Source organism: Nonomuraea sp. NPDC049419 (assembly GCF_040676995.1).
GTDB lineage: Bacteria > Actinomycetota > Actinomycetes > Streptosporangiales > Streptosporangiaceae > Nonomuraea > Nonomuraea salmonea.
In genome coordinates this window covers 194,709-212,462 of sequence record NZ_JBFAQB010000001.1, presented here as the reverse complement: position 1 = coordinate 212,462, position 17,754 = coordinate 194,709, and the positions used below count along the sequence as shown (strand labels likewise).

Here is a 17,754-nt window from a genome sequence, read left to right as displayed (position 1 = left end):
GGCCAACCGCCTTTCGGGTCACCGCACGGCCGGCCACCTTTCGCCCCGGCACAGGGCGCCCCTAACGCGTTCGCACAGGGCGCCCCCACCACGCCCTTCGGCGCACCTCAAGCCGACCAGCACGCCTTCGGCCACCCTCAGGGCGACCCCGCCACCCCACCTTTCGGCGCGCCCCAGGCCGACAACCGTGCGTTCGCACAGGGCGGCGGCCCCCAGCCGTACGGTCAGGGCGGGCCCGGCGCCACGCCAATCGGCCAGGGCGGGCCCGGTGCCCAGCCGCCAGGGGCCCAGCCACCGAGCGGCCGCCCTCCGGCCCCTGACCACGGTCACCCGCACTTCGGCGCGCCTCAGGGCGGCCCGCACGCGTTCGGCCAGCAGCCGCCGGGGGCGCCGTTCGGCGTGTCGCAGCCGCACCCACCGGCGGGCCCCCCGCACCCGGGCCAGCCGCCGTTCGCCGCGCCCCACCCCCACCAGCCGCTCGCCGCACCACACCCCGAGCAGCCACCAGCGCCACCCCACCCAGCCTCCCCGCCGTTCGGCGGCCCGGAGGCCGGTGACGCCTGGCCACAGCAGCCCCACCCCAACCAGACCGGGCCAAACCAGACCGGGCCAAACCAGGCCGGGCCCAACCAGACCGGCCCCAACCAGCCTCACCCGGGCCTGCACTTCGACGGCCCGCATCAGGGAGCCCCGCACCCGCCCCAGCACCACGGCGGCCCGCTCCCAGACCACCCCATGCCCCCGAACACCCAGCAGCAGCCCGGCCAGGGCGCTTGGCCTGCGGAGGGCCCGCGATCGACGACACCACCGTGGGAGCCCCCGCCGGCGTTCACCGCAGCGGCAGCGGGCATGCCGACCTGGCCCGCCCCGGTGTCGGACGCCCACGCCATGCCCCCATGGCCGGCCGCCACAGGCGAACTGGAGGCGGTCCCCGACCCGGACGAGCCTTTCCTCCCGCCCCCCTTCAACCCGAACCCGACCCCGTTCATCCTGAACCAGGTAAGCGCCGGCGACACCGCCTACCCAGCCGACGGCACCAACCTGGACGCGATCACCACGGACCCGGAGGGCCTCAACCTTCCGGCGGGGCACTACTCCGACCCGGCCGGCCAAGAGCCCAAGGAGCAGGCCCAGCCGGGCGACACACCCGCGCCCAGCACGCCTCGCTCCCTTTCCTCAAACGAGGCACCCACCCGCCCGGCCAACACCGACACCGACCCGGACATCACCCGACAGCACACCCCGCAACCGGCGGCCAGCGCCCAAGCGGATCCCGCGCCCCGAGGCACCGTCCCCGGGAACGCCGATCACACGGACGCCGGCCACGCGAACGCCGACCTCGCGGACACCGGCCACACGGACGGCAACCTTCCGGACGCCAACCTCCCGGACACCAACCTCCCGGACGCCAACCTCCCGGACGCGAACTACACCGACGCCAACGCCACTCGTCCAGCCCTGCCACACCCCGACGCAACCCACGGAAACGCAACTCACGGGGACGCAACCCACTCGGACACGGCAGCCACCCACGAAGGCGACGATTCTTCGCCAACGGCCGCCCATCCGACCCAGGGCTCCTCAGGCCCCGTCGGCAACGGCTCAAAGCCGGCTAAGGCCGGCACAGAGCGGGCTGAGGGCGGCGCACAGCAGTCCGCCGACACCCCGGAGCAGCCCACCGCTGCTCACCCGCGCCCGGGCACACTCCCGCATGCGGGCTCGGCACCGCACACGGATCCGCACCCGGACCGAGCCCCGCAAACGGACTCGACCACCGGCCCAGACAACAAGCAGCAGCCCGCGAACCAGGAGAACCCAGACACCCCACACCCCACCACGCCACAGACCGCAGGAAAGGCTGCAGGGGCCACCCCGGTGAGCTCGGCTGCCGAAACAGACCCGACCGCCCCGGCAGGCTCGCCCAGCCAGGCGGGTCCGACCGCCCCGGCAAGCTCAACCGGCCCGACGGACCCAACCGGCCACGCAGGTTCGACCGACCAGGCAGGCTCGGTCGGCCCCGGTGGCGAGGTCGAGGCCGCTGCGACGGCCACCTCACCGAATCAACCCCATGACCCCGCCCGCCCCCCGGAGCCAGGCGACGTGCCCGTCTGGCCCCCCACGCCCGCGACCGGTGACAAACTGCCCGAGCTCCCGTTCTCCAGAGACACCTGGGGCCAGAAGCCCACATCGGCCTTCAACGTCCCCGCCCAGACGAGGCCGGGCGCTCCGGCCTTCCCGCCGGGCGCCTTCAAGCAACCCCCGTTCCAGACGCCACCACCACCCCCGCCACCGCCCAAGAGCAAGCGGGCCCTGCTGGTGACCCTGGGCGCGCTGGCTCTGGCCGGCATCGCGACGGGCGGCTTCTTCGCGTACCAGACGGTGACCTCACCGCCCCCGACGACGGCCGCCACGCGAGCGTCGGTGCCGCCACCGTCGGCGACGGCCGACGCCGCCACCCCGCCACCCGAGACCCCGGCGGCGACGTCCGTCCTCGACTCGGAGCAGACCGACCCGCAGAAGCTGGCCCTCTCGGAGGCGTTCCCGAAGAAGAAGGTGAGCGCGGCGGGCACGACGTTCACACGGGTCAAGGCCGGCATGGAAACGACGTGCGCCAAGGCCGCGACGGGCGCGTTCGCCGACGCGCTGAAGGAGCGGAAGTGCAGCCGGGTGCTGAGGGCCACATACGTCGACAGCAAGCGCCGCTACGCGGTCACCACGGGCATCGCCGTCCTGCCTGACAAGGACGCCGCCGCCGCGGCCGACCAGGCGAAGGACCTGCCGAACAACGTCTGGTTCCGCCCCCTGCCCGGCCCTGAGAAGTCGGGCGGCGAGCGGGTGCACATCGCCGGCGGCTACGCGGCCGGCTTGGTCTGGGGCCGCTACATCGTCTTCAGCTACGCCACCCACGCCGACGGCCACACCCCGAAGGCGGACGAGAAGACGCTCCCGAAGGTGAGCGCCGAGTTCCGCGACCTGACCTCAGAGGTCCTGGAACGCCGCGCCACCAACGACTGACAACCGCAAATCGGGGCGTACGAAGAGGCACCAGCCCCCCGTACGCCCCGACCCGGCCACCCGCACACCAGGGTCACCGCACGCGCCACCTCACGCCCCGGACCGGCGCGTCCTCGCACTCCCGCAGCACAGCCCAAGAGCGCAGGCCGAAGAACGCAGGCCGAAAGAACGCTCAGCCGGCGTCCGCCCCCACGGTACGGACCCGCCGCGTAGCCGCCGCCCGACCGGCGAGCTCCTCATCGGCCGGATACCCGACCTCCTCAAGGCACAGCCCATGAGCGGGCGCGACATGCACCCCGGAGTCCCGCACCCCCCGGGTGAGCACCTCAGCGGGCCACTCGACGGAACGCCGCCCCTCCCCGACAGCCAGCAACGACCCCACCAGCGCCCGCACCATCGAGTGACAGAAGGCATCAGCCACCACAGTGGCGACCAGCACGCCGGAGTCCTCGCGCACCCAGTCGAGCCGCTGCAGTTCCCGGATGGTGGTGGCGCCTTCGCGCTTCTTGCAGAAGGCCGCGAAGTCGTGCTCACCGAGCAGCAGGGCGGCGGCGGCGTTGAGCGCGCCGAGGTCGAGCGGCCGGTTGTGCCAGACGACCGCACGCCGCTGCAAGGGGTCGACGCCTCCGGGCCCATCCCCCACCCGGTACGCATACCGCCGGAACAAAGCCGAGAACCGCGCGTCAAAGCCCTCAGGAGCCACCGAGACCCGATAAATCCGTACATCGGGCTCCAGGACTCCACCCAGCCGCCGCACGAGCGCAGAGAGCCGCTCATCGACGCCCAGCGGCCCCCGGCGCCCGTCCAGCTCCCCCAGCGCCGCCTCAGGCACGTCCACATGCGCGACCTGCCCCCGCGCATGCACCCCCGCGTCGGTACGCCCGGCAACGGTCAGCATGGCCGGCGAGGAAAGCCGCAGGATCCGCGTGAGCGCCAGCTCGATCTCCCCCTGGACGGTACGCAGCCCCGGCTGCCGAGCCCATCCGGAGAAGTCGGTCCCGTCGTACGCGAGATCGAGGCGAAGCCGTACCACGATGATCCCCCTATCCGAAAAAGGGCCCGAACTCAAAAAACGGGCCCGAACCCCCGCAAAGGGGATCGGGCCCGTCCAGCCTGAAAGATCAGGCCTCGTCCTTCTTCGCCTCGCCCTCGGCGGGAGCGGACTCCTCAGCCTTGGCGTCAGCGGCCTCGGCGGGAGCCTCAGAAGCCGGAGCCTCCGAAGCCGAAGCCTCAGCGGCCGGAGCCTCGGCAGCGGTCTCCTCGGCGGGAGCCTCAGCCGGAGCGGCGGCGGGAGCCTCGGTACGGCGGGTGGTGACGCCGTTCAGCGGCTCGGTCACCAGCTCGATGACCGCCATCGGGGCGTTGTCGCCCTTACGCGCACCGATCTTGGTGATGCGGGTGTAGCCACCGGGACGCTCGGCGAACGTCGGCGCGATCTCGGTGAACAGCTGGTGCACGACGCCCTTGTCCCGAACGACGGTCAGGACCTGACGCCGGTTGTGGATGTCGCCCTTCTTCGCCTTGGTGATCAGGCGCTCCGCCAGCGGGCGCAGGCGCTTGGCCTTGGCGACCGTCGTGCGGATCTTGCCGTGGCGGAACAGGTCCGTGGCCAGGTTGGCCAGGATCAGCCGCTCGTGCGCCGGGCTGCCGCCAAGACGTGCACCCTTGGTGGGCTTGGGCATGTCATTTCTCCTTGAGGTTCACCCGCCCCGGCCGTGCCAGGTACCGGGGTCGGGCCGCCAGGCCCCCGGACGGGGGCCCGCGCTAGCTGGGAATCAGTACTGCTCGGTCTCGACGTACGCGCTGTCGTCGTCGTCGTAGCCGCCGCCGGCCACCGCGCTCGGGTCGAACCCGGGCGGGGAGTCCTTGAGCGCCAGCGACATCTCGTGCAGCTTCTGCTTGACCTCTTCGATCGACTTGGCTCCGAAGTTGCGGATGTCGAGCAGGTCCTGCTCGCTGCGGGCGACGAGCTCACCCACGGTGTGGATGCCCTCGCGCTTGAGGCAGTTGTAGGAGCGAACCGTGAGGTTGAGCTCCTCGATCGGCAGCGCCAGGTCGGCGGCCAGAGCGGCGTCGGTCGGCGACGGGCCGATGTCGATGCCCTCGGCCTCGACGTTGAGCTCGCGGGCCAGGCCGAAGAGCTCGACGAGGGTCTTACCGGCGGAGGCCACCGCGTCGCGGGGCTTCATCGCGGGCTTGGTCTCGACGTCGAGGATGAGACGGTCGAAGTCGGTACGCTGCTCGACTCGGGTCGCCTCGACCTTGTAGGTGACCTTGAGCACCGGGGAGTAGATGGAGTCGATCGGGATGCGACCGATCTCCTGGCCCGGCTGCTTGTTCTGGGCGGCGGAGACGTAGCCGCGACCGCGCTCGACGGTCAGCTCCATCTCCAGCTTGGCCTTGCCGTTGAGCGTCGCGATGCGCAGCTCGGGGTTGTGCACCTCGACACCGGCGGGCGGCGCGATGTCGGCGGCGGTGACCTCACCCGGGCCCTGCTTGCGCAGGTACATCACGACCGGCTCGTCGTGCTCGGAGGAGACGACCAGTTCCTTGAGGTTGAGGATGATGTCGGTGACGTCTTCCTTGACCCCGGGGACGGTCGAGAACTCGTGCAGCACGCCCTCGATGCGGATGCTCGTCACGGCCGCGCCCGGGATGGACGACAGCAGCGTGCGGCGCAGCGAGTTGCCGATGGTGTAGCCGAAGCCGGGCTCCAGCGGCTCGATGACGAACCGGGACCGGGTCTCGTCGATCGACTCTTCGAGAAGAGTCGGACGCTGAGCGATCAGCATGTGCGGGTCTCCCCTTTTTTCGTGTGACGCCCGCTATATGACGCCACTCCGATGAACAGCGTAGCCGGGGTACGGCGATGCGTACCCCGGCCGAGGCTCACTTCGAGTAGTACTCGACGATGAGCTGCTCTTGAACCTGCGTGTCGATCTGCTGGCGCACCGGAAGCTGGTGGACCAGGACGCGCAGCTTGTCGGGCACGACGCCGAGCCACGCGGGAACCGTGCGCTCGCCGGCGGTGGCGCGAGCCACCTCGTACGGCATCAGGTTGCGCTTGGTCTCGCGGACCTCGATGATGTCGTGCTCGCGGACGCGGTAGGACGGGATGTCCACCTTCTTCCCGTTGACCAGGAAGTGTCCGTGACGGACCTGCTGGCGGGCGGCGTCACGCGACTGGGCGAACCCGGCGCGGTAGACGACGTTGTCGAGCCGGCTCTCCAGGATCTGGAGCAGCACCTCACCCGACTTGCCCGTGCGGCCCGCGGCCTCCTCGTAGTAGTTGTGGAACTGCTTCTCGAGGACGCCGTAGATGCGGCGGGTCTTCTGCTTCTCGCGAAGCTGAAGCTGGTACTCGGACTCCTTGGGACGTCCGCGACCGTGCTCACCCGGCGGGTAAGGACGGATCTCGATGGGGCACTTGGCGGACTCGCACTTGCTGCCCTTGAGGAAGAGCTTGGTCTTCTCGCGGCGGCAGAGCTTGCAGTCGGCGCCCGTGTAACGAGCCATTTCTTCGTATCTCCTGGGCTAAGTCAGACGCGGCGGCGCTTCGGCGGCCGGCAACCGTTGTGCGGAACCGGGGTGACGTCCTGGATCGAGCCCACCTCGAGGCCGGTGGCCTGCAGCGAGCGGATCGCGGTCTCGCGGCCGGAGCCGGGACCCTTGACGAAGACGTCGACCTTGCGCATGCCGTGCTCCATGGCGCGGCGGGCGGCGTTCTCGGCGGCCATCTGGGCGGCGAACGGGGTGGACTTACGGGAGCCCTTGAAACCCACGTGGCCGGCGCTGGCCCAGGAGATCACGTTCCCGTTGGGGTCAGTGATCGAGACGATCGTGTTGTTGAACGTGCTCTTGATGTGGGCGTGCCCGTGAGCGACGTTCTTCTTCTCCTTGCGGCGCACCTTCTTCGGCGCACCCTGGCGGCTCTTAGGAGGCATTGTTTGCCATTACTCCTGAGGTCTTCGGTCCGCGGCTGTGTGTGATGGTCGCCGGCCCGGCACCCGCCGGTCGCATGCGCGACCGGGGCCGGACGGGTGGCGACATCCCGTGCGGGACTACTTCTTACCGGGCTTCTTCTTGCCGGCGACGGTCTTCTTCTTGCCCTTACGGGTGCGCGCGTTGGTCTGCGTGCGCTGACCGTGCACGGGCAGGCCCTTGCGGTGCCGGATGCCCTGGTAGCAACCGATCTCGATCTTGCGGCGGATGTCGGCCTGGACCTCGCGGCGCAGGTCACCCTCGATCTTGAAGTTCGCCTCGATGTAGTCACGCATCGGGACGAGCTCGGTGTCGCTGAGCTGGTGCACACGCAGGTCGCCGCTGACACCGGTGGCCTGCAGGATCTCCTGGGCGCGGGTGCGGCCGATTCCGTAAATGTAGGTGAGAGCGATCTCCAGCCGCTTGTCGCGGGGGAGGTCGACGCCAACCAGGCGAGCCATGGTCGGGCATTCTCCTTCTTTGTGGCGGAGGTCTTGCGCCGCACTACCCCTCCCCAATGCCCGGGGTGAGGGCCCCGGCCTCCGACCGGGGGTCTCCTGAGCGGTTCGGCGATGCCGCCTGCTCAGGCGTGAGACGCGCTAACTGACTCGAGGCTTCTCATGCGTCGAGCCCGCTCCCTTGCGGGGCGGACTCGGAGAAGCCTTGCGGCGACTAACCCTGACGCTGCTTGTGGCGCAGGTTGTCGCAGATCACCATGACGCGACCGTGTCGGCGAATCACCTTGCACTTGTCGCAGATCTTCTTGACGCTCGGCTTTACCTTCATTGTCCTTTGATTCCTCAGACGTCTTACTTGTATCGGTAGACGATCCGCCCGCGACTCAGGTCGTAGGGGCTCAGTTCAACGACTACCCGGTCGTCGGGAAGAATCCGGATGTAGTGCATCCGCATCCGTCCGCTGATATGGGCAAGGACTTTGTGGCCGTTGTCGAGCTGCACCCGGAACATGGCGTTCGGGAGCGATTCGACCACAGTGCCCTCGATCTCGATGGCGCCGTCTTTCTTGGCCAAAATTCCTCGCGTTTCACTGATCGGTCGTCTGAGGCTCCGGTTCACTACGCAGCCGCGACCTTCACGCTTCGAAGAGAGCGACGGTCGGCAAAGACCGCCGACGCGTGATAAGTCATAGTGAGCCGACTAAGGAGTGTACGACACCTGGGCCCAAAACGCGAAACGCGTGCCAGGTGTCCTGACACAACCACGTAGGAGTCTACCCCACCCCGCAAGCCGCGACGCCCACAACACGAGGCCCGCCAGGGCAGCTCCCCCGACGGGCCAGGCTGGACGGACCTAGTAGATGCGGTGCACCGAACCGCAGTACTTCGACTTGCCGCCCCAGCAGGTGTACGTGTAGATCCGCTTGATCCCCTTGCCCGACCAGCTGCCGTGGTGCTTGCCGTTCCACGGACGGTAGAACGTGTGCCACTTGCCGCCGGAGTAGTAACGGAACCAGACGTAGCCGAACTTCGAGGTGGACTCCTTGCCGTACCAGTGGGTGTAGACCTTCCCGCCCTTCTTGAAGGTCTTGCCGTAGGCGTAGGCGTTGTGGTTGCTGCTGTAGTACTTGCCCCAGTTGCCCGCCGAGCTCGCCTGGGCGGCGTCGGCGGTCACCGGGGCGGCCTGGGCCGCGGGGGCGACGGCGAGGCCGGCGATGGCCATGGAGCCGGCGAGAGCGGTGGCCGCAAGGATCTTGCGCATCGATTCCTCCGAGTGGATGGTGTTCCCGACACCACTCACGCTAGGAATCGCCGCCTTTACGCACTGCGCACGAATGCACACAGTGCACTAGTGCACAAAGCCTAGGACTCCTTCGGCTGGTTGTTACCGCCGAAGACCGTGCTCACCAGCAAGATGACACCCCACGGACCCATCACCCACAGGGGCCATGGATAGATCAGGTCACCCGCGGTGATGCTCACGATCAGCCAGATGACCCAGTTGATGCCGCTGGCCGCGGCCCAGGCGCTCCAGGCCGCCGCCATGCCGCTGTGCATGCCCTTCTTGTCGGGCGCCGACGAGCCGGCCTTGACCGGCAGGTGGCGCAGATCGACGTCGGGCAGGTCGGAGGTGAGCCTGGCCAGCTCGCCGTAAGTCTTGGTCGTGTAGAGCTGCTCCAGCCGCTCGTTGAACTCGTCCATCGTGATGCGGCCCTGCGCGGTGTGCTCGCGGAGGATGGCGGCGACGCGGTCACGGTCGGCGTCGGAGGCACGCATCTCGGGGCTGTTCGCCATCCCACCACTCCCGGGGAGCTAGATCTGCAGTTGAGCGAGGCGCTCTTTGCCCCCATCTAGAGCGGTGAGCACCCAAGGTCCATTATGTGTCACGGCCACGCTGTGCTCGAAGTGTGCGGAGTGCTTGCCGTCGATCGTGACGACGGTCCAGTCGTCGGCCAGTACGCGCGTCCGCTCGGTGCCGAGGTTGACCATGGGCTCGATGGCCAGGCACATGCCCTCCTCCAGCGCCGGCCCGCGGCCCGGCTTGCCGTGGTTGGCGATCCACGGGTCCATGTGCATCTCGGTGCCGATGCCGTGGCCGCCGTACTCAGGAGGGATGCCGTAGCGGCCCTGCGACTTCACGTACCGCTCGACCTCGTGCCCGATGTCGGACAGGTGGCGGCCCGGCTTGAGCGCGGCGATGCCGCGCCACATGGCCTCCTCGGTCACCCGCATCAGCTCGGTCAGCTCGGGCTCCACCTCGCCGATCGGCACGGTGACGGCCGAGTCGCCGTGCCAGCCCTCGAGGATGGCGCCGCAGTCGATCGAGATGATGTCGCCCTCGCGCAGCTTACGGGCGTTCGTCGGGATGCCGTGGACGACCTCGTTGTTCACCGACGCGCAGATCGTCGCGGGGAAGCCCTGGTAGCCCTTGAACGACGGGATCGCGCCCTCGTCCCTGATCGCCTTCTCGGCGATGACGTCGAGGTCGAGCGGCGTCATGCCCGGCTGCACCGAGCGCTTGAGCAGGTCGAGCGTACGCCCGACCACGAGACCCGCCGCCCGCATCTTCTCCAGCTGCTCCGGCGACTTGATCTGGATGCCGTGCCTGTTCCGCTTGAACATCTTCTGCCCCCCTGGGTCTCAACGGGCCACGATGGGGGCCCAATTCCCCCACAATAGCCGCGAGGTGGCACGGGAACCCGTGCCACCTCCGCGAATCAGTCGTACTCGGCGCTCAGCCCATGAAAGGCCGGATCGCGTCCATGGCCCGCTGAGTGACCTCTTCGACCGGCCCTGTGGCGTCCACGCCCACCAGGATGCCCTCATCGGCGTAGTAGGAGACCAGCGGCGCCGTCTGCTCCTGGTAGACCTCCAGGCGGTGCCTGACGGTCTCCTCCTTGTCGTCGTCACGCTGGAAGAGCGCGCCCCCGCACGCGTCACACTTGTCGTCCTTCTTGTCGTCGAACTCGACGTGCCAGATGCGCCCGCACTGGCTGCAGGTGCGCCGGCCGGCGAGCCGCCGCACCACTTCGTCGTCGTCGACGACGAGCTCCAGCACGAGGTCGAGCTCCTGGCCCCAGTCCTTGAGCATGTCGCGCAGGATCTCCGCCTGCGCGACGTTCCTCGGGAAGCCGTCGAGCAGGAACCCGTCCTGCGCGTCGTCTTCGGACAGACGGTCACGGACCATGGCGATGGTGACCTCGTCGGGCACCAGGTCGCCGCGGTCCATGTACGTCTTGGCCAGCTTGCCGAGGTCCGTGCCGCCCGAGACGTTGGCACGGAAGATGTCACCTGTCGAGATCTTCGGGATGGACAGGTTCGATGCGATGTACTGGGCCTGCGTCCCCTTACCCGCTCCGGGGGGCCCGACCAGAACGAGACGCACTACCGCAGGAAACCTTCGTAGTTACGCTGCTGCAGCTGGCTCTCGATCTGCTTGACCGTGTCCAGGCCGACACCAACCATGATCAGAATGCTCGTCCCTCCGAACGGGAAGTTCTGGCTCGCACCGGCCACGGCCAGCGCGACGATCGGGACCATGGAGATCAGACCCAGATAGAGCGCGCCTGGCGCGGTCAGACGGGTGAGCACGAAGTTCAGGTATTCAGCCGTCGGCCGGCCGGGGCGGATGCCCGGAATGAACCCACCGTACTTCTTCATGTTGTCGGCGACTTCAGGGGGGTTGAAGGTAATCGACACGTAGAAGTAGGTGAAGAAGATGATCAGCAGGAAGAAGGTCGCCATGTAGATCGGCGTGTCGCCGGTGGCGAGGTTCTGCGAGATCCAGGTGATCACCGCGTTCTCGCTGGTGGAGAAGAGGGAGGTGAGCAGCTGCGGAAGGTAGAGCAGCGAGGAGGCGAAGATGACCGGGATGATGCCGGCCTGGTTGACCTTCAGCGGGATGTAGGTCGAGGTGCCGCCGTACATCCTGCGGCCGACCATGCGCTTGGCGTACTGGACCGGGATGCGGCGCTGCGCCTGCTCGACGAAGACCACCGCGGCGATCATGAAGATACCGACGACCATGACGACCGCGAAGGTGAACTTGTTCGCCTGGAAGATGTTGGCCAGCTCGGACGGGAAGACCGCGACGACCTGGGTGAAGATCAGGATGGACATGCCGTTGCCGACGCCCCGGTCGGTGATGAGCTCACCGAGCCACATGATGACCGACGTACCGGCGGTCATGATGATCACCATCGTCACGATGCCGAAGATGTTGTCGGGGTCGAGCAGCACGTCCTGCTGGCAGTTCGGGAAGAGCTGGCCGGTACGCGCGAGCGCGATGAAGGCCGTCGACTGAAGGACCGCGAGGCCGATCGTCAGATAACGCGTATACTGCGTGATCTTGGTCTGGCCGGCCTGGCCTTCCTTCTTCAGCGCCTCGAGGCGCGGGATCACGACGACGAGCAGCTGCAGGATGATGCTCGCGGTGATGTACGGCATGATGCCCAGTGCGAACACCGACAGCTTCAGCAGCGCACCGCCGCTGAACAGCTGCACCATCCCGTAAATATTGCCGGTTTCGCCACTACGAGCCTGATCGAAACAGGCGGCGAGGTTCTGGACGTGGACTCCCGGAGTCGGAAGAACCGAGCCGAGACGGAAAAGCGCGATGATGCCCAGCGTGAAGAGCAACTTCTTGCGCAGGTCCGGTGTCCGGAACGCCCGGGTAAACGCGGTCAGCACGGTCCCTCCTGCGCGCCTTTACGGCGGTGTGAGTAAGCGATGGTGCGGGGATCTGCCATCTGAAGTCTCATTGTCAAACGAGCCGGACAGAAGCCTGCCGTCTCGCGAACTCTAACGCACTACGGGCGTGGGAGCCCATTGTCAAAGCCCCCACGCCTCGTCATAGCGTCTTTACAGCTCGGTAACGGAACCACCGGCAGCGGTGATCTTCTCCTTGGCGGCGGACGAGAAGGCGTGTGCCTGCACGTTCACCGCGACGGAGATCTCGCCGGTGCCGAGCACCTTCACGAGCTGGTTCTTGCGGACAGCACCCTTGGCGACCAGCGCCTCGACGGTGACCTCGCCACCCTCGGGGAACAGCTCGCCGAGCCTGTCGAGGTTGACGACCTGGTACGTCGTCTTGAACAGGGCGTTGGAGAAGCCCTTGAGCTTCGGCAGACGCCTCTGCAGCGGCACCTGGCCACCCTCGAAGCCGAGGGGCACCGTGGTGCGGGCGTGGCTGCCCTTGGTGCCGCGACCGGCCGTCTTGCCCTTCGACGCCTCGCCACGACCCTTGCGGATCTTGGCCTTGTTGGCGCCGGGGGCGGGACGCAGGTCGTGAATCTTCAGCGGAGCCTTGTCAGTCATGACTAGTCGACCTCTTCCACCTCGACGAGGTGCGTCACCACGGAGACCATGCCGCGAATCTCGGGCCGGTCCTCCTTGACGACGACGTCGCCGATTCGCTTCAGGCCAAGCGAACGCAGCGAGTCGCGCTGGTTCTGCTTGCCACCGATCTTCGAGCGAACCTGAGTGATCTTCAGGCGTGCCATGACTAGCTCACCGCCTTCGCCGCCGCCGCCTCGGCCAGGCCCTCGGCGCGAGCCTTGAGCATGGAGGCAGGAGCGACGTCCTCGATCGGCAGGCCACGGCGGGCGGCGATCTCCTCGGGGCGCGAGAGGCCCTTCAGAGCCGCCACGGTGGCGTGCACGATGTTGATCGGGTTGTCCGAGCCGAGCGACTTGGACAGCACGTCGTGGATGCCGGCGCACTCCAGCACCGCGCGCACCGGGCCGCCGGCGATGACGCCGGTACCGGCCGAGGCCGGACGCAGGAAGACGACACCGGCCGCCTCCTCGCCCTGCACGGTGTGCGGGATGGTGCCCTGGATGCGGGGCACCTTGAAGAAGTGCTTCTTGGCCTCTTCGACGCCCTTGGCGATGGCCGCGGGCACTTCCTTGGCCTTGCCGTAGCCGACGCCGACCAGGCCGTTGCCGTCACCGACGACGACGAGGGCGGTGAAGCTGAAGCGACGACCACCCTTCACGACCTTGGCCACTCGGTTGATCTTCACTACGCGCTCGATGTACGAGACGCCCTTGTCGGCGGCGCCACCGCGGCGATCGTCACGACGGTCCCGCCGCTCGCCACCGGTGCCGCCACCGCGACGCGGAGCTGCAGCCATCAGTGGTTCCTCATCTCAATTGCGGTCATCATTTGCGTTCCTCGGGCCCTCATCAGAATTCGAGCCCGCCCTCGCGCGCGCTGTCCGCCAGCGCGGCGATCCGGCCCGCATACCGGTTGCCACCGCGGTCGAAGACGACCTGGGTGATCCCGGCTTCCTTGGCCCGCTGAGCGAGGAGCTCGCCGACCTTCTTGGCCTTCTCGGTCTTGTCGGCCTCGAGCGAGCGCAGCGAGGCGTCCATGGTGGAGGCGCTCACCAGCGTGTGACCGACGGAGTCGTCCACGATCTGGACGAACATGTGACGGGTCGAACGGTTGACGACCAGGCGCGGACGCTCGGCCGTACCGACGACGTTCTTGCGGACGCGGCGGTGACGGCGGGCCCGCGAGACGGTGCGGGCAGCCGTGTGCTTGCTGAACGCAGTCTTCGGAGCCATGCCTACTTACCAGCCTTTCCGACCTTGCGGCGGATCTGTTCGCCCTGGTAGCGCACGCCCTTGCCCTTGTACGGGTCAGGCTTGCGCAACTTGCGGATGTTGGCCGCGACCTCGCCGACCTTCTGCTTGTCGATGCCGTCCACGTGGAACAGGGTCGGCTTCTCGACGCGGAAGGTGACGCCCTCGGGGGCGTCGACGATGACCGGGTGGCTGAAGCCCAGTGAGAACTCCAGCTGCGTCGGGCCCTTGGCCTGGACGCGGTAACCGACGCCGACGATCTCAAGGCTCTTGGAGTAGCCCTGAGTGACGCCCTGCACCATGTTGGCGATCAGCGTCCTGGACAGGCCGTGCAGCGCACGGACCTTGTTCTCGTCGTTGGGCCGGGAGACGGCGATGGCGCCGTCGTCGTCGCGGACCACCTTGATGGGCTCCGCGACCTTGTGAGTGAGCGTGCCCTTGGGGCCCTTGACCTGGACGTCCTGGCCGTCGATCGTGATGTCAACGCCATTCGGCACAGGGATGGGCAGCCGTCCGATTCGCGACATGCTGTGTTCCTCCCCTCTACCAGACGTAGGCGAGGACTTCCCCGCCCACACCACGCTTGCCGGCCTGCTTGTCGGTCATGAGGCCGTGGGACGTCGAGATGATCGCGACGCCCAGTCCGCCCAGGACTCGAGGCAGGTTGTCCTTCTTCGCATAAACCCGCAGACCGGGCTTGGAAACCCGGCGCAGGCCCGCGAGCGACCGCTCACGGGTGGGCCCGAACTTGAGCTCCACCACGAGGTTCTTTCCAACCTTGGCGTCCTCGACGGTCCAAGCCTGGATGTAACCCTCCTGCTGGAGGATCTCGGCGATGTGCGCCTTGATCTTCGAGTACGGCATCGACACGCTGTCGTGATACGCCGAATTCGCGTTGCGCAGACGCGTGAGCATGTCTGCGATCGGGTCGGTCATCGTCATGGCCAGTGGCCTTCCTCGCCGCGGTTTCCAGTCGGCCAAGCAGTTCGACTGGCTGAGTCCGCCTTTCGGCTACCTCACCCTGCTCTGCCGGTGGACCTACGGCGTGGTCACGGACGCCCCTTACGGGACGCCCTGTCTCTTCTACTGAATATGAATGCCTGAACGGGCGGCACGAGGCCGCCCCTCAGGTTACCTACCAGCTCGACTTGGTGATGCCGGGCAGCTCGCCACGGTGCGCCATCTCGCGGAAGCACACGCGGCAGAGCCCGAACTTGCGGTAGACGGCGCGCGGCCGGCCGCAGCGCGAGCACCGCGTGTACGCCCGGACCTCGAACTTCTGCTTGCGCCCCGCCTTGGCGATCAGCGACTTCTTCGCCATGATCAGGCCTCCTTGAAGGGGAAGCCGAGGAGCTTCAGCAGCGCCCGGCCCTGGTCGTCGTTCTTCGCGGTGGTCACGATCGTGATGTCCATGCCCCGCGGCCGGTCCACCTTGTCCTGGTCGACCTCGTGGAACATGACCTGCTCGGTCAGGCCGAACGTGTAGTTGCCGTTGCCGTCGAACTGCTTCGGCGACAGGCCACGGAAGTCCCTGATGCGAGGCAGGGCCAGCGCCAGCAGGCGGTCGAGGAACTCCCACATGCGGTCGCCGCGCAGCGTGACGTGCGCGCCGATCGGCATGCCCTCACGCAGCTTGAACTGCGCGATCGACTTGCGGGCCCGCACGACCGCCGGCTTCTGGCCGGTGATCGCGGTGAGGTCGCGGACGGCGCCCTCGATCAGCTTGGAGTCGCGAGCGGCCTCGCCGACACCCATGTTGACCTTGATCTTGGTGAGCGCCGGGATCTCCATGACGTTCTGGATGCCGAACTGCTCACGAAGCTGGTTCGCGATCTCCTCGCGGTACTTCGTCTTGAGTCGCGGCGTGGGGCGCTCGGTCTCGGTGGTCGTGGCAGTCATCAGCTGTCCTCACCCGTCTCGTCGGCCTTCTTCTCGTCGGCCTTCTTGTCGGCGGGCTTCTCGTCCTTCAGCTTCTTCACGTTCGACACGTGGATCGGAGCCTCCATGGTCTGCACGCCGCCCTGCTTGGCGCCGCGCGGGCCCTGGTGGGTCTCCTTGGTGTGCTTCTTGATCAGGTTGACGCCCTCGACCACCACGCGGTCCTCGCGCGGAAGAGCGGCGATCACGCGACCCTTGGCACCCTTGTCCTTGCCCGCGATGACCTGGACCAGGTCACCCTTCTTCACCGTCAGCTTCGGCATTACAGCACCTCCGGAGCGAGCGAGATGATGCGCATGAACTTCTTGTCGCGCAGCTCGCGGCCGACCGGGCCGAAGATACGAGTGCCGCGAGGGTCACCGCTGTCCTTGATGATGACGGCGGCGTTCTCGTCGAAGCGGATGTAGGAGCCGTCGGGCCGGCGGCGCTCCTTGACCGTGCGGACGATGACGGCCTTGACCACATCGCCCTTCTTGACGCCCGTGCTGCCGGGCAGCGCGTCCTTGACTGTGGCGACGATGACGTCGCCGATACCGGCGTAGCGTCGGCCCGAGCCGCCGAGAACGCGGATGCAGAGAATCTCCTTGGCACCCGTGTTGTCGGCGACCTTGAGCCGCGACTCCTGCTGGATCACGTCTACTCCTGTTAGTCGCGCCGGTTCTCATCGCTGAGCCTGGCGGAACCTGTCATTGTCTTGTTCCCACGGCCACAGCGCCCCTAGGGCGCCGCACCGCAGGCGACGCGAGGCCCCGTAGGCCTCGCGTCCTTGGACGCCGTCATGGGGGCTCTGAGAGCCCCCACGAGGCGCGGTATAGCGGAGAGAGCCTTACTTGGCCTTCTCGAGGATCTCCACAACCCTCCACCGCTTGGTGGCGGAGAGGGGGCGGGTCTCCATCAGCAGCACGCGGTCGCCGACGCCGCAGGCGTTGGACTCGTCGTGCGCCTTGTACTTGGTCGTCCTGCGGATGACCTTGCCGTAGAGGCGGTGCTTGACGCGGTCCTCGACGGCGACGACGACGGTCTTGTCCATCTTGTCGCTGACGACGAGGCCCTCGCGGACCTTGCGGAAGTGCCGCTGGTCCTTCTCCGCGCTCTCGGTGGTCTCAGTGGTCTCGGTCTCAGCCATCGCTCGACTCCTTCTCGACCGTGACGATGCCGAGCTCACGCTCGCGCATCACGGTGTAGATACGGGCGATCTCGCGGCGGACGGCCCGCAGCCGCCCGTGGCTCTCCAACTGACCGGTCGCCGCCTGGAAGCGGAGGTTGAACAGCTCCTCCTTCGCCTCCTTCAGCTTCTGGACGAGGGTGTCCTCGTCCTCGAGCCGCAGCTCGCCGGCGGTCAGGCCCTTAGCCATCACGCCTCACCCACTTCACGCTTAACGATCTTGCACTTCATCGGCAGCTTGTGGATCGCACGCTGAAGCGCCTCGCGCGCGATCGGCTCCGCCACGCCGGACAGCTCGAACATCACGCGTCCGGGCTTGACGTTGGCGATCCACCACTCCGGAGAACCCTTACCGGAACCCATCCGGGTCTCGGCCGGCTTCTTCGTCAGGGGACGGTCGGGGTAGATGTTGATCCACACCTTGCCGCCACGGCGGATGTGACGGGTCATGGCGATACGGGCGGACTCGATCTGGCGGTTGGTCACGTAGGAGTGCTCAATCGCCTGGATGCCGAACTCGCCGAACACGACCCTGGTGCCGCCCTTGGCGGCTCCGCTGCGGTCAGGCCGGTGCTGCTTGCGGTGCTTGACCCTGCGCGGGATCAGCATGG

The 17,754-nt window shown here is 67.7% G+C and carries 29 protein-coding genes; 2 read left to right on the top strand and 27 right to left on the bottom strand.

From position 1 onward, the window contains the following. Positions 1 to 18 precede the first annotated feature (18 nt). On the bottom strand, positions 19 to 519 hold the full coding sequence (locus tag AB0K12_RS01175) for a hypothetical protein (protein ID WP_364554755.1): 501 nt from the start codon (positions 517 to 519) through the stop codon (positions 19 to 21). Positions 520 to 2,100: 1,581 nt separating this feature from the next. Here AB0K12_RS01175 and AB0K12_RS01170 point away from each other — a divergent pair. Next, complete coding sequence (locus AB0K12_RS01170) at positions 2,101 to 3,015, top strand: hypothetical protein (protein WP_364554753.1); 915 nt, start codon at positions 2,101 to 2,103, stop codon at positions 3,013 to 3,015. 172 nt (positions 3,016 to 3,187) lie between these two features. Here AB0K12_RS01170 and truA read toward each other — a convergent pair whose 3' ends face one another. The 19 genes from truA to rpsH all read right to left on the bottom strand — a co-directional run bounded on the left by truA (position 3,188) and on the right by rpsH (position 14,982). After that, positions 3,188 to 4,048: a tRNA pseudouridine(38-40) synthase TruA gene (gene truA / locus AB0K12_RS01165; protein WP_364554751.1), complete on the bottom strand. Its 861-nt coding sequence runs from the start codon at positions 4,046 to 4,048 to the stop codon at positions 3,188 to 3,190. 88 nt (positions 4,049 to 4,136) lie between these two features. Further along, entirely contained in the window at positions 4,137 to 4,697 is a 561-nt protein-coding gene (gene rplQ, locus AB0K12_RS01160) for a 50S ribosomal protein L17 (protein WP_364554749.1), read from the bottom strand. A gap of 93 nt (positions 4,698 to 4,790) precedes the next feature. Next, on the bottom strand, positions 4,791 to 5,807 hold the full coding sequence (locus AB0K12_RS01155) for a DNA-directed RNA polymerase subunit alpha (protein ID WP_043623495.1): 1,017 nt from the start codon (positions 5,805 to 5,807) through the stop codon (positions 4,791 to 4,793). A gap of 97 nt (positions 5,808 to 5,904) precedes the next feature. After that, the gene (gene rpsD / locus AB0K12_RS01150; RefSeq protein WP_080043218.1) at positions 5,905 to 6,531 is read right to left on the bottom strand and encodes a 30S ribosomal protein S4; all 627 of its coding nucleotides are present in this window, start codon (positions 6,529 to 6,531) and stop codon (positions 5,905 to 5,907) included. Between the two features lie 23 nt (positions 6,532 to 6,554). Beyond that, positions 6,555 to 6,959 carry a 30S ribosomal protein S11 gene (gene rpsK / locus AB0K12_RS01145; RefSeq protein WP_020542285.1) on the bottom strand — a complete coding sequence of 135 codons (405 nt, stop codon included), beginning with the start codon at positions 6,957 to 6,959 and terminating at the stop codon, positions 6,555 to 6,557. Positions 6,960 to 7,076: 117 nt separating this feature from the next. Beyond that, complete coding sequence (rpsM, locus tag AB0K12_RS01140) at positions 7,077 to 7,457, bottom strand: 30S ribosomal protein S13 (RefSeq protein ID WP_043623489.1); 381 nt, start codon at positions 7,455 to 7,457, stop codon at positions 7,077 to 7,079. 211 nt (positions 7,458 to 7,668) lie between these two features. After that, the gene (rpmJ, locus tag AB0K12_RS01135; protein WP_003956441.1) at positions 7,669 to 7,782 is read right to left on the bottom strand and encodes a 50S ribosomal protein L36; all 114 of its coding nucleotides are present in this window, start codon (positions 7,780 to 7,782) and stop codon (positions 7,669 to 7,671) included. A gap of 23 nt (positions 7,783 to 7,805) precedes the next feature. Then, the gene (gene infA / locus AB0K12_RS01130) at positions 7,806 to 8,027 is read right to left on the bottom strand and encodes a translation initiation factor IF-1 (RefSeq protein WP_012887858.1); all 222 of its coding nucleotides are present in this window, start codon (positions 8,025 to 8,027) and stop codon (positions 7,806 to 7,808) included. A gap of 279 nt (positions 8,028 to 8,306) precedes the next feature. Beyond that, positions 8,307 to 8,714, bottom strand: coding sequence for a hypothetical protein (locus AB0K12_RS01125; protein WP_364554745.1), 408 nt, complete (start codon positions 8,712 to 8,714; stop codon positions 8,307 to 8,309). Between the two features lie 101 nt (positions 8,715 to 8,815). Next, positions 8,816 to 9,247, bottom strand: coding sequence for a DUF1707 domain-containing protein (locus tag AB0K12_RS01120; protein WP_364554743.1), 432 nt, complete (start codon positions 9,245 to 9,247; stop codon positions 8,816 to 8,818). Between the two features lie 18 nt (positions 9,248 to 9,265). Next, positions 9,266 to 10,075: a type I methionyl aminopeptidase gene (gene map, locus AB0K12_RS01115; RefSeq protein WP_364554741.1), complete on the bottom strand. Its 810-nt coding sequence runs from the start codon at positions 10,073 to 10,075 to the stop codon at positions 9,266 to 9,268. Between the two features lie 112 nt (positions 10,076 to 10,187). Continuing rightward, a complete protein-coding gene (locus AB0K12_RS01110; RefSeq protein ID WP_355425584.1) occupies positions 10,188 to 10,838 on the bottom strand; it encodes an adenylate kinase in 651 nt (216 codons plus the stop codon). Beyond that, on the bottom strand, positions 10,838 to 12,142 hold the full coding sequence (secY, locus tag AB0K12_RS01105; protein ID WP_364554739.1) for a preprotein translocase subunit SecY: 1,305 nt from the start codon (positions 12,140 to 12,142) through the stop codon (positions 10,838 to 10,840). The genes AB0K12_RS01110 and secY overlap by 1 nt, the downstream gene beginning before the upstream one ends. Before the next feature lie 171 nt (positions 12,143 to 12,313). Then, positions 12,314 to 12,769 (bottom strand): 50S ribosomal protein L15, encoded by a 456-nt coding sequence (gene rplO, locus AB0K12_RS01100; protein ID WP_345395681.1) that lies wholly within the window; start codon positions 12,767 to 12,769, stop codon positions 12,314 to 12,316. Between the two features lie 2 nt (positions 12,770 to 12,771). After that, positions 12,772 to 12,954: a 50S ribosomal protein L30 gene (rpmD, locus tag AB0K12_RS01095; RefSeq protein ID WP_080043226.1), complete on the bottom strand. Its 183-nt coding sequence runs from the start codon at positions 12,952 to 12,954 to the stop codon at positions 12,772 to 12,774. A 2-nt stretch (positions 12,955 to 12,956) separates the two neighbouring features. Continuing rightward, entirely contained in the window at positions 12,957 to 13,586 is a 630-nt protein-coding gene (gene rpsE / locus AB0K12_RS01090) for a 30S ribosomal protein S5 (RefSeq protein WP_345395678.1), read from the bottom strand. A gap of 52 nt (positions 13,587 to 13,638) precedes the next feature. Beyond that, on the bottom strand, positions 13,639 to 14,022 hold the full coding sequence (gene rplR / locus AB0K12_RS01085) for a 50S ribosomal protein L18 (protein WP_345395675.1): 384 nt from the start codon (positions 14,020 to 14,022) through the stop codon (positions 13,639 to 13,641). Positions 14,023 to 14,024: 2 nt separating this feature from the next. Further along, positions 14,025 to 14,567 (bottom strand): 50S ribosomal protein L6, encoded by a 543-nt coding sequence (gene rplF / locus AB0K12_RS01080; protein ID WP_345395672.1) that lies wholly within the window; start codon positions 14,565 to 14,567, stop codon positions 14,025 to 14,027. A gap of 16 nt (positions 14,568 to 14,583) precedes the next feature. Next, the gene (gene rpsH / locus AB0K12_RS01075) at positions 14,584 to 14,982 is read right to left on the bottom strand and encodes a 30S ribosomal protein S8 (RefSeq protein ID WP_020542297.1); all 399 of its coding nucleotides are present in this window, start codon (positions 14,980 to 14,982) and stop codon (positions 14,584 to 14,586) included. On the opposite strand from rpsH, the gene AB0K12_RS01070 reads away from it, so the two are divergent. Beyond that, positions 14,981 to 15,130 (top strand): hypothetical protein, encoded by a 150-nt coding sequence (locus AB0K12_RS01070; protein WP_345395668.1) that lies wholly within the window; start codon positions 14,981 to 14,983, stop codon positions 15,128 to 15,130. The two genes, rpsH and AB0K12_RS01070, sit on opposite strands and share 2 nt — an antisense overlap. A gap of 45 nt (positions 15,131 to 15,175) precedes the next feature. On the opposite strand, the gene AB0K12_RS01065 is transcribed toward AB0K12_RS01070, so the two are convergent. The 7 genes from AB0K12_RS01065 to rplP all read right to left on the bottom strand — a co-directional run bounded on the left by AB0K12_RS01065 (position 15,176) and on the right by rplP (position 17,752). Then, on the bottom strand, positions 15,176 to 15,361 hold the full coding sequence (locus AB0K12_RS01065; protein WP_020542298.1) for a type Z 30S ribosomal protein S14: 186 nt from the start codon (positions 15,359 to 15,361) through the stop codon (positions 15,176 to 15,178). A 2-nt stretch (positions 15,362 to 15,363) separates the two neighbouring features. Beyond that, positions 15,364 to 15,939, bottom strand: a complete 576-nt coding sequence (rplE, locus tag AB0K12_RS01060) for a 50S ribosomal protein L5 (RefSeq protein ID WP_355425600.1) — start codon at positions 15,937 to 15,939, stop codon at positions 15,364 to 15,366. Continuing rightward, a complete protein-coding gene (rplX, locus tag AB0K12_RS01055; protein ID WP_345409517.1) occupies positions 15,939 to 16,232 on the bottom strand; it encodes a 50S ribosomal protein L24 in 294 nt (97 codons plus the stop codon). The genes rplE and rplX overlap by 1 nt, the downstream gene beginning before the upstream one ends. An 8-nt stretch (positions 16,233 to 16,240) precedes the next feature. Next, positions 16,241 to 16,612: a 50S ribosomal protein L14 gene (gene rplN, locus AB0K12_RS01050; RefSeq protein WP_026214151.1), complete on the bottom strand. Its 372-nt coding sequence runs from the start codon at positions 16,610 to 16,612 to the stop codon at positions 16,241 to 16,243. Between the two features lie 192 nt (positions 16,613 to 16,804). Continuing rightward, complete coding sequence (rpsQ, locus tag AB0K12_RS01045; RefSeq protein ID WP_345395660.1) at positions 16,805 to 17,104, bottom strand: 30S ribosomal protein S17; 300 nt, start codon at positions 17,102 to 17,104, stop codon at positions 16,805 to 16,807. After that, positions 17,097 to 17,333, bottom strand: coding sequence for a 50S ribosomal protein L29 (gene rpmC, locus AB0K12_RS01040; protein WP_364554733.1), 237 nt, complete (start codon positions 17,331 to 17,333; stop codon positions 17,097 to 17,099). Before rpmC ends, rpsQ begins: the two co-directional genes overlap by 8 nt. Beyond that, on the bottom strand, positions 17,333 to 17,752 hold the full coding sequence (rplP, locus tag AB0K12_RS01035; protein ID WP_055506387.1) for a 50S ribosomal protein L16: 420 nt from the start codon (positions 17,750 to 17,752) through the stop codon (positions 17,333 to 17,335). Before rplP ends, rpmC begins: the two co-directional genes overlap by 1 nt. Between the last annotated feature and the right edge of the window lie 2 nt (positions 17,753 to 17,754).

Bases quoted from the DNA above. Each gene is read 5' to 3' on its own strand.
- rplQ (WP_364554749.1), bottom strand. From the start codon at position 4,697: ATGCCCAAGCCCACCAAGGGTGCACGTCTTGGCGGCAGCCCGGCGCAC.
- AB0K12_RS01155 (WP_043623495.1), bottom strand. From the start codon at position 5,807: ATGCTGATCGCTCAGCGTCCGACTCTTCTCGAAGAGTCGATCGACGAG.
- rpsD (WP_080043218.1), bottom strand. From the start codon at position 6,531: ATGGCTCGTTACACGGGCGCCGACTGCAAGCTCTGCCGCCGCGAGAAG.
- rpsK (WP_020542285.1), bottom strand. From the start codon at position 6,959: ATGCCTCCTAAGAGCCGCCAGGGTGCGCCGAAGAAGGTGCGCCGCAAG.
- rpsM (WP_043623489.1), bottom strand. From the start codon at position 7,457: ATGGCTCGCCTGGTTGGCGTCGACCTCCCCCGCGACAAGCGGCTGGAG.
- rpmJ (WP_003956441.1), bottom strand. From the start codon at position 7,782: ATGAAGGTAAAGCCGAGCGTCAAGAAGATCTGCGACAAGTGCAAGGTG.
- AB0K12_RS01125 (WP_364554745.1), bottom strand. From the start codon at position 8,714: ATGCGCAAGATCCTTGCGGCCACCGCTCTCGCCGGCTCCATGGCCATC.
- AB0K12_RS01120 (WP_364554743.1), bottom strand. From the start codon at position 9,247: ATGGCGAACAGCCCCGAGATGCGTGCCTCCGACGCCGACCGTGACCGC.
- map (WP_364554741.1), bottom strand. From the start codon at position 10,075: ATGTTCAAGCGGAACAGGCACGGCATCCAGATCAAGTCGCCGGAGCAG.
- rplO (WP_345395681.1), bottom strand. From the start codon at position 12,769: ATGACTGACAAGGCTCCGCTGAAGATTCACGACCTGCGTCCCGCCCCC.
- rpmD (WP_080043226.1), bottom strand. From the start codon at position 12,954: ATGGCACGCCTGAAGATCACTCAGGTTCGCTCGAAGATCGGTGGCAAG.
- rpsE (WP_345395678.1), bottom strand. From the start codon at position 13,586: ATGGCTGCAGCTCCGCGTCGCGGTGGCGGCACCGGTGGCGAGCGGCGG.
- rplR (WP_345395675.1), bottom strand. From the start codon at position 14,022: ATGGCTCCGAAGACTGCGTTCAGCAAGCACACGGCTGCCCGCACCGTC.
- rplF (WP_345395672.1), bottom strand. From the start codon at position 14,567: ATGTCGCGAATCGGACGGCTGCCCATCCCTGTGCCGAATGGCGTTGAC.
- AB0K12_RS01070 (WP_345395668.1), top strand. From the start codon at position 14,981: ATGGCCAGTGGCCTTCCTCGCCGCGGTTTCCAGTCGGCCAAGCAGTTC.
- rpsH (WP_020542297.1), bottom strand. From the start codon at position 14,982: ATGACGATGACCGACCCGATCGCAGACATGCTCACGCGTCTGCGCAAC.
- AB0K12_RS01065 (WP_020542298.1), bottom strand. From the start codon at position 15,361: ATGGCGAAGAAGTCGCTGATCGCCAAGGCGGGGCGCAAGCAGAAGTTC.
- rplE (WP_355425600.1), bottom strand. From the start codon at position 15,939: ATGACTGCCACGACCACCGAGACCGAGCGCCCCACGCCGCGACTCAAG.
- rpsQ (WP_345395660.1), bottom strand. From the start codon at position 17,104: ATGGCTGAGACCGAGACCACTGAGACCACCGAGAGCGCGGAGAAGGAC.
- rpmC (WP_364554733.1), bottom strand. From the start codon at position 17,333: ATGGCTAAGGGCCTGACCGCCGGCGAGCTGCGGCTCGAGGACGAGGAC.
- rplP (WP_055506387.1), bottom strand. From the start codon at position 17,752: ATGCTGATCCCGCGCAGGGTCAAGCACCGCAAGCAGCACCGGCCTGAC.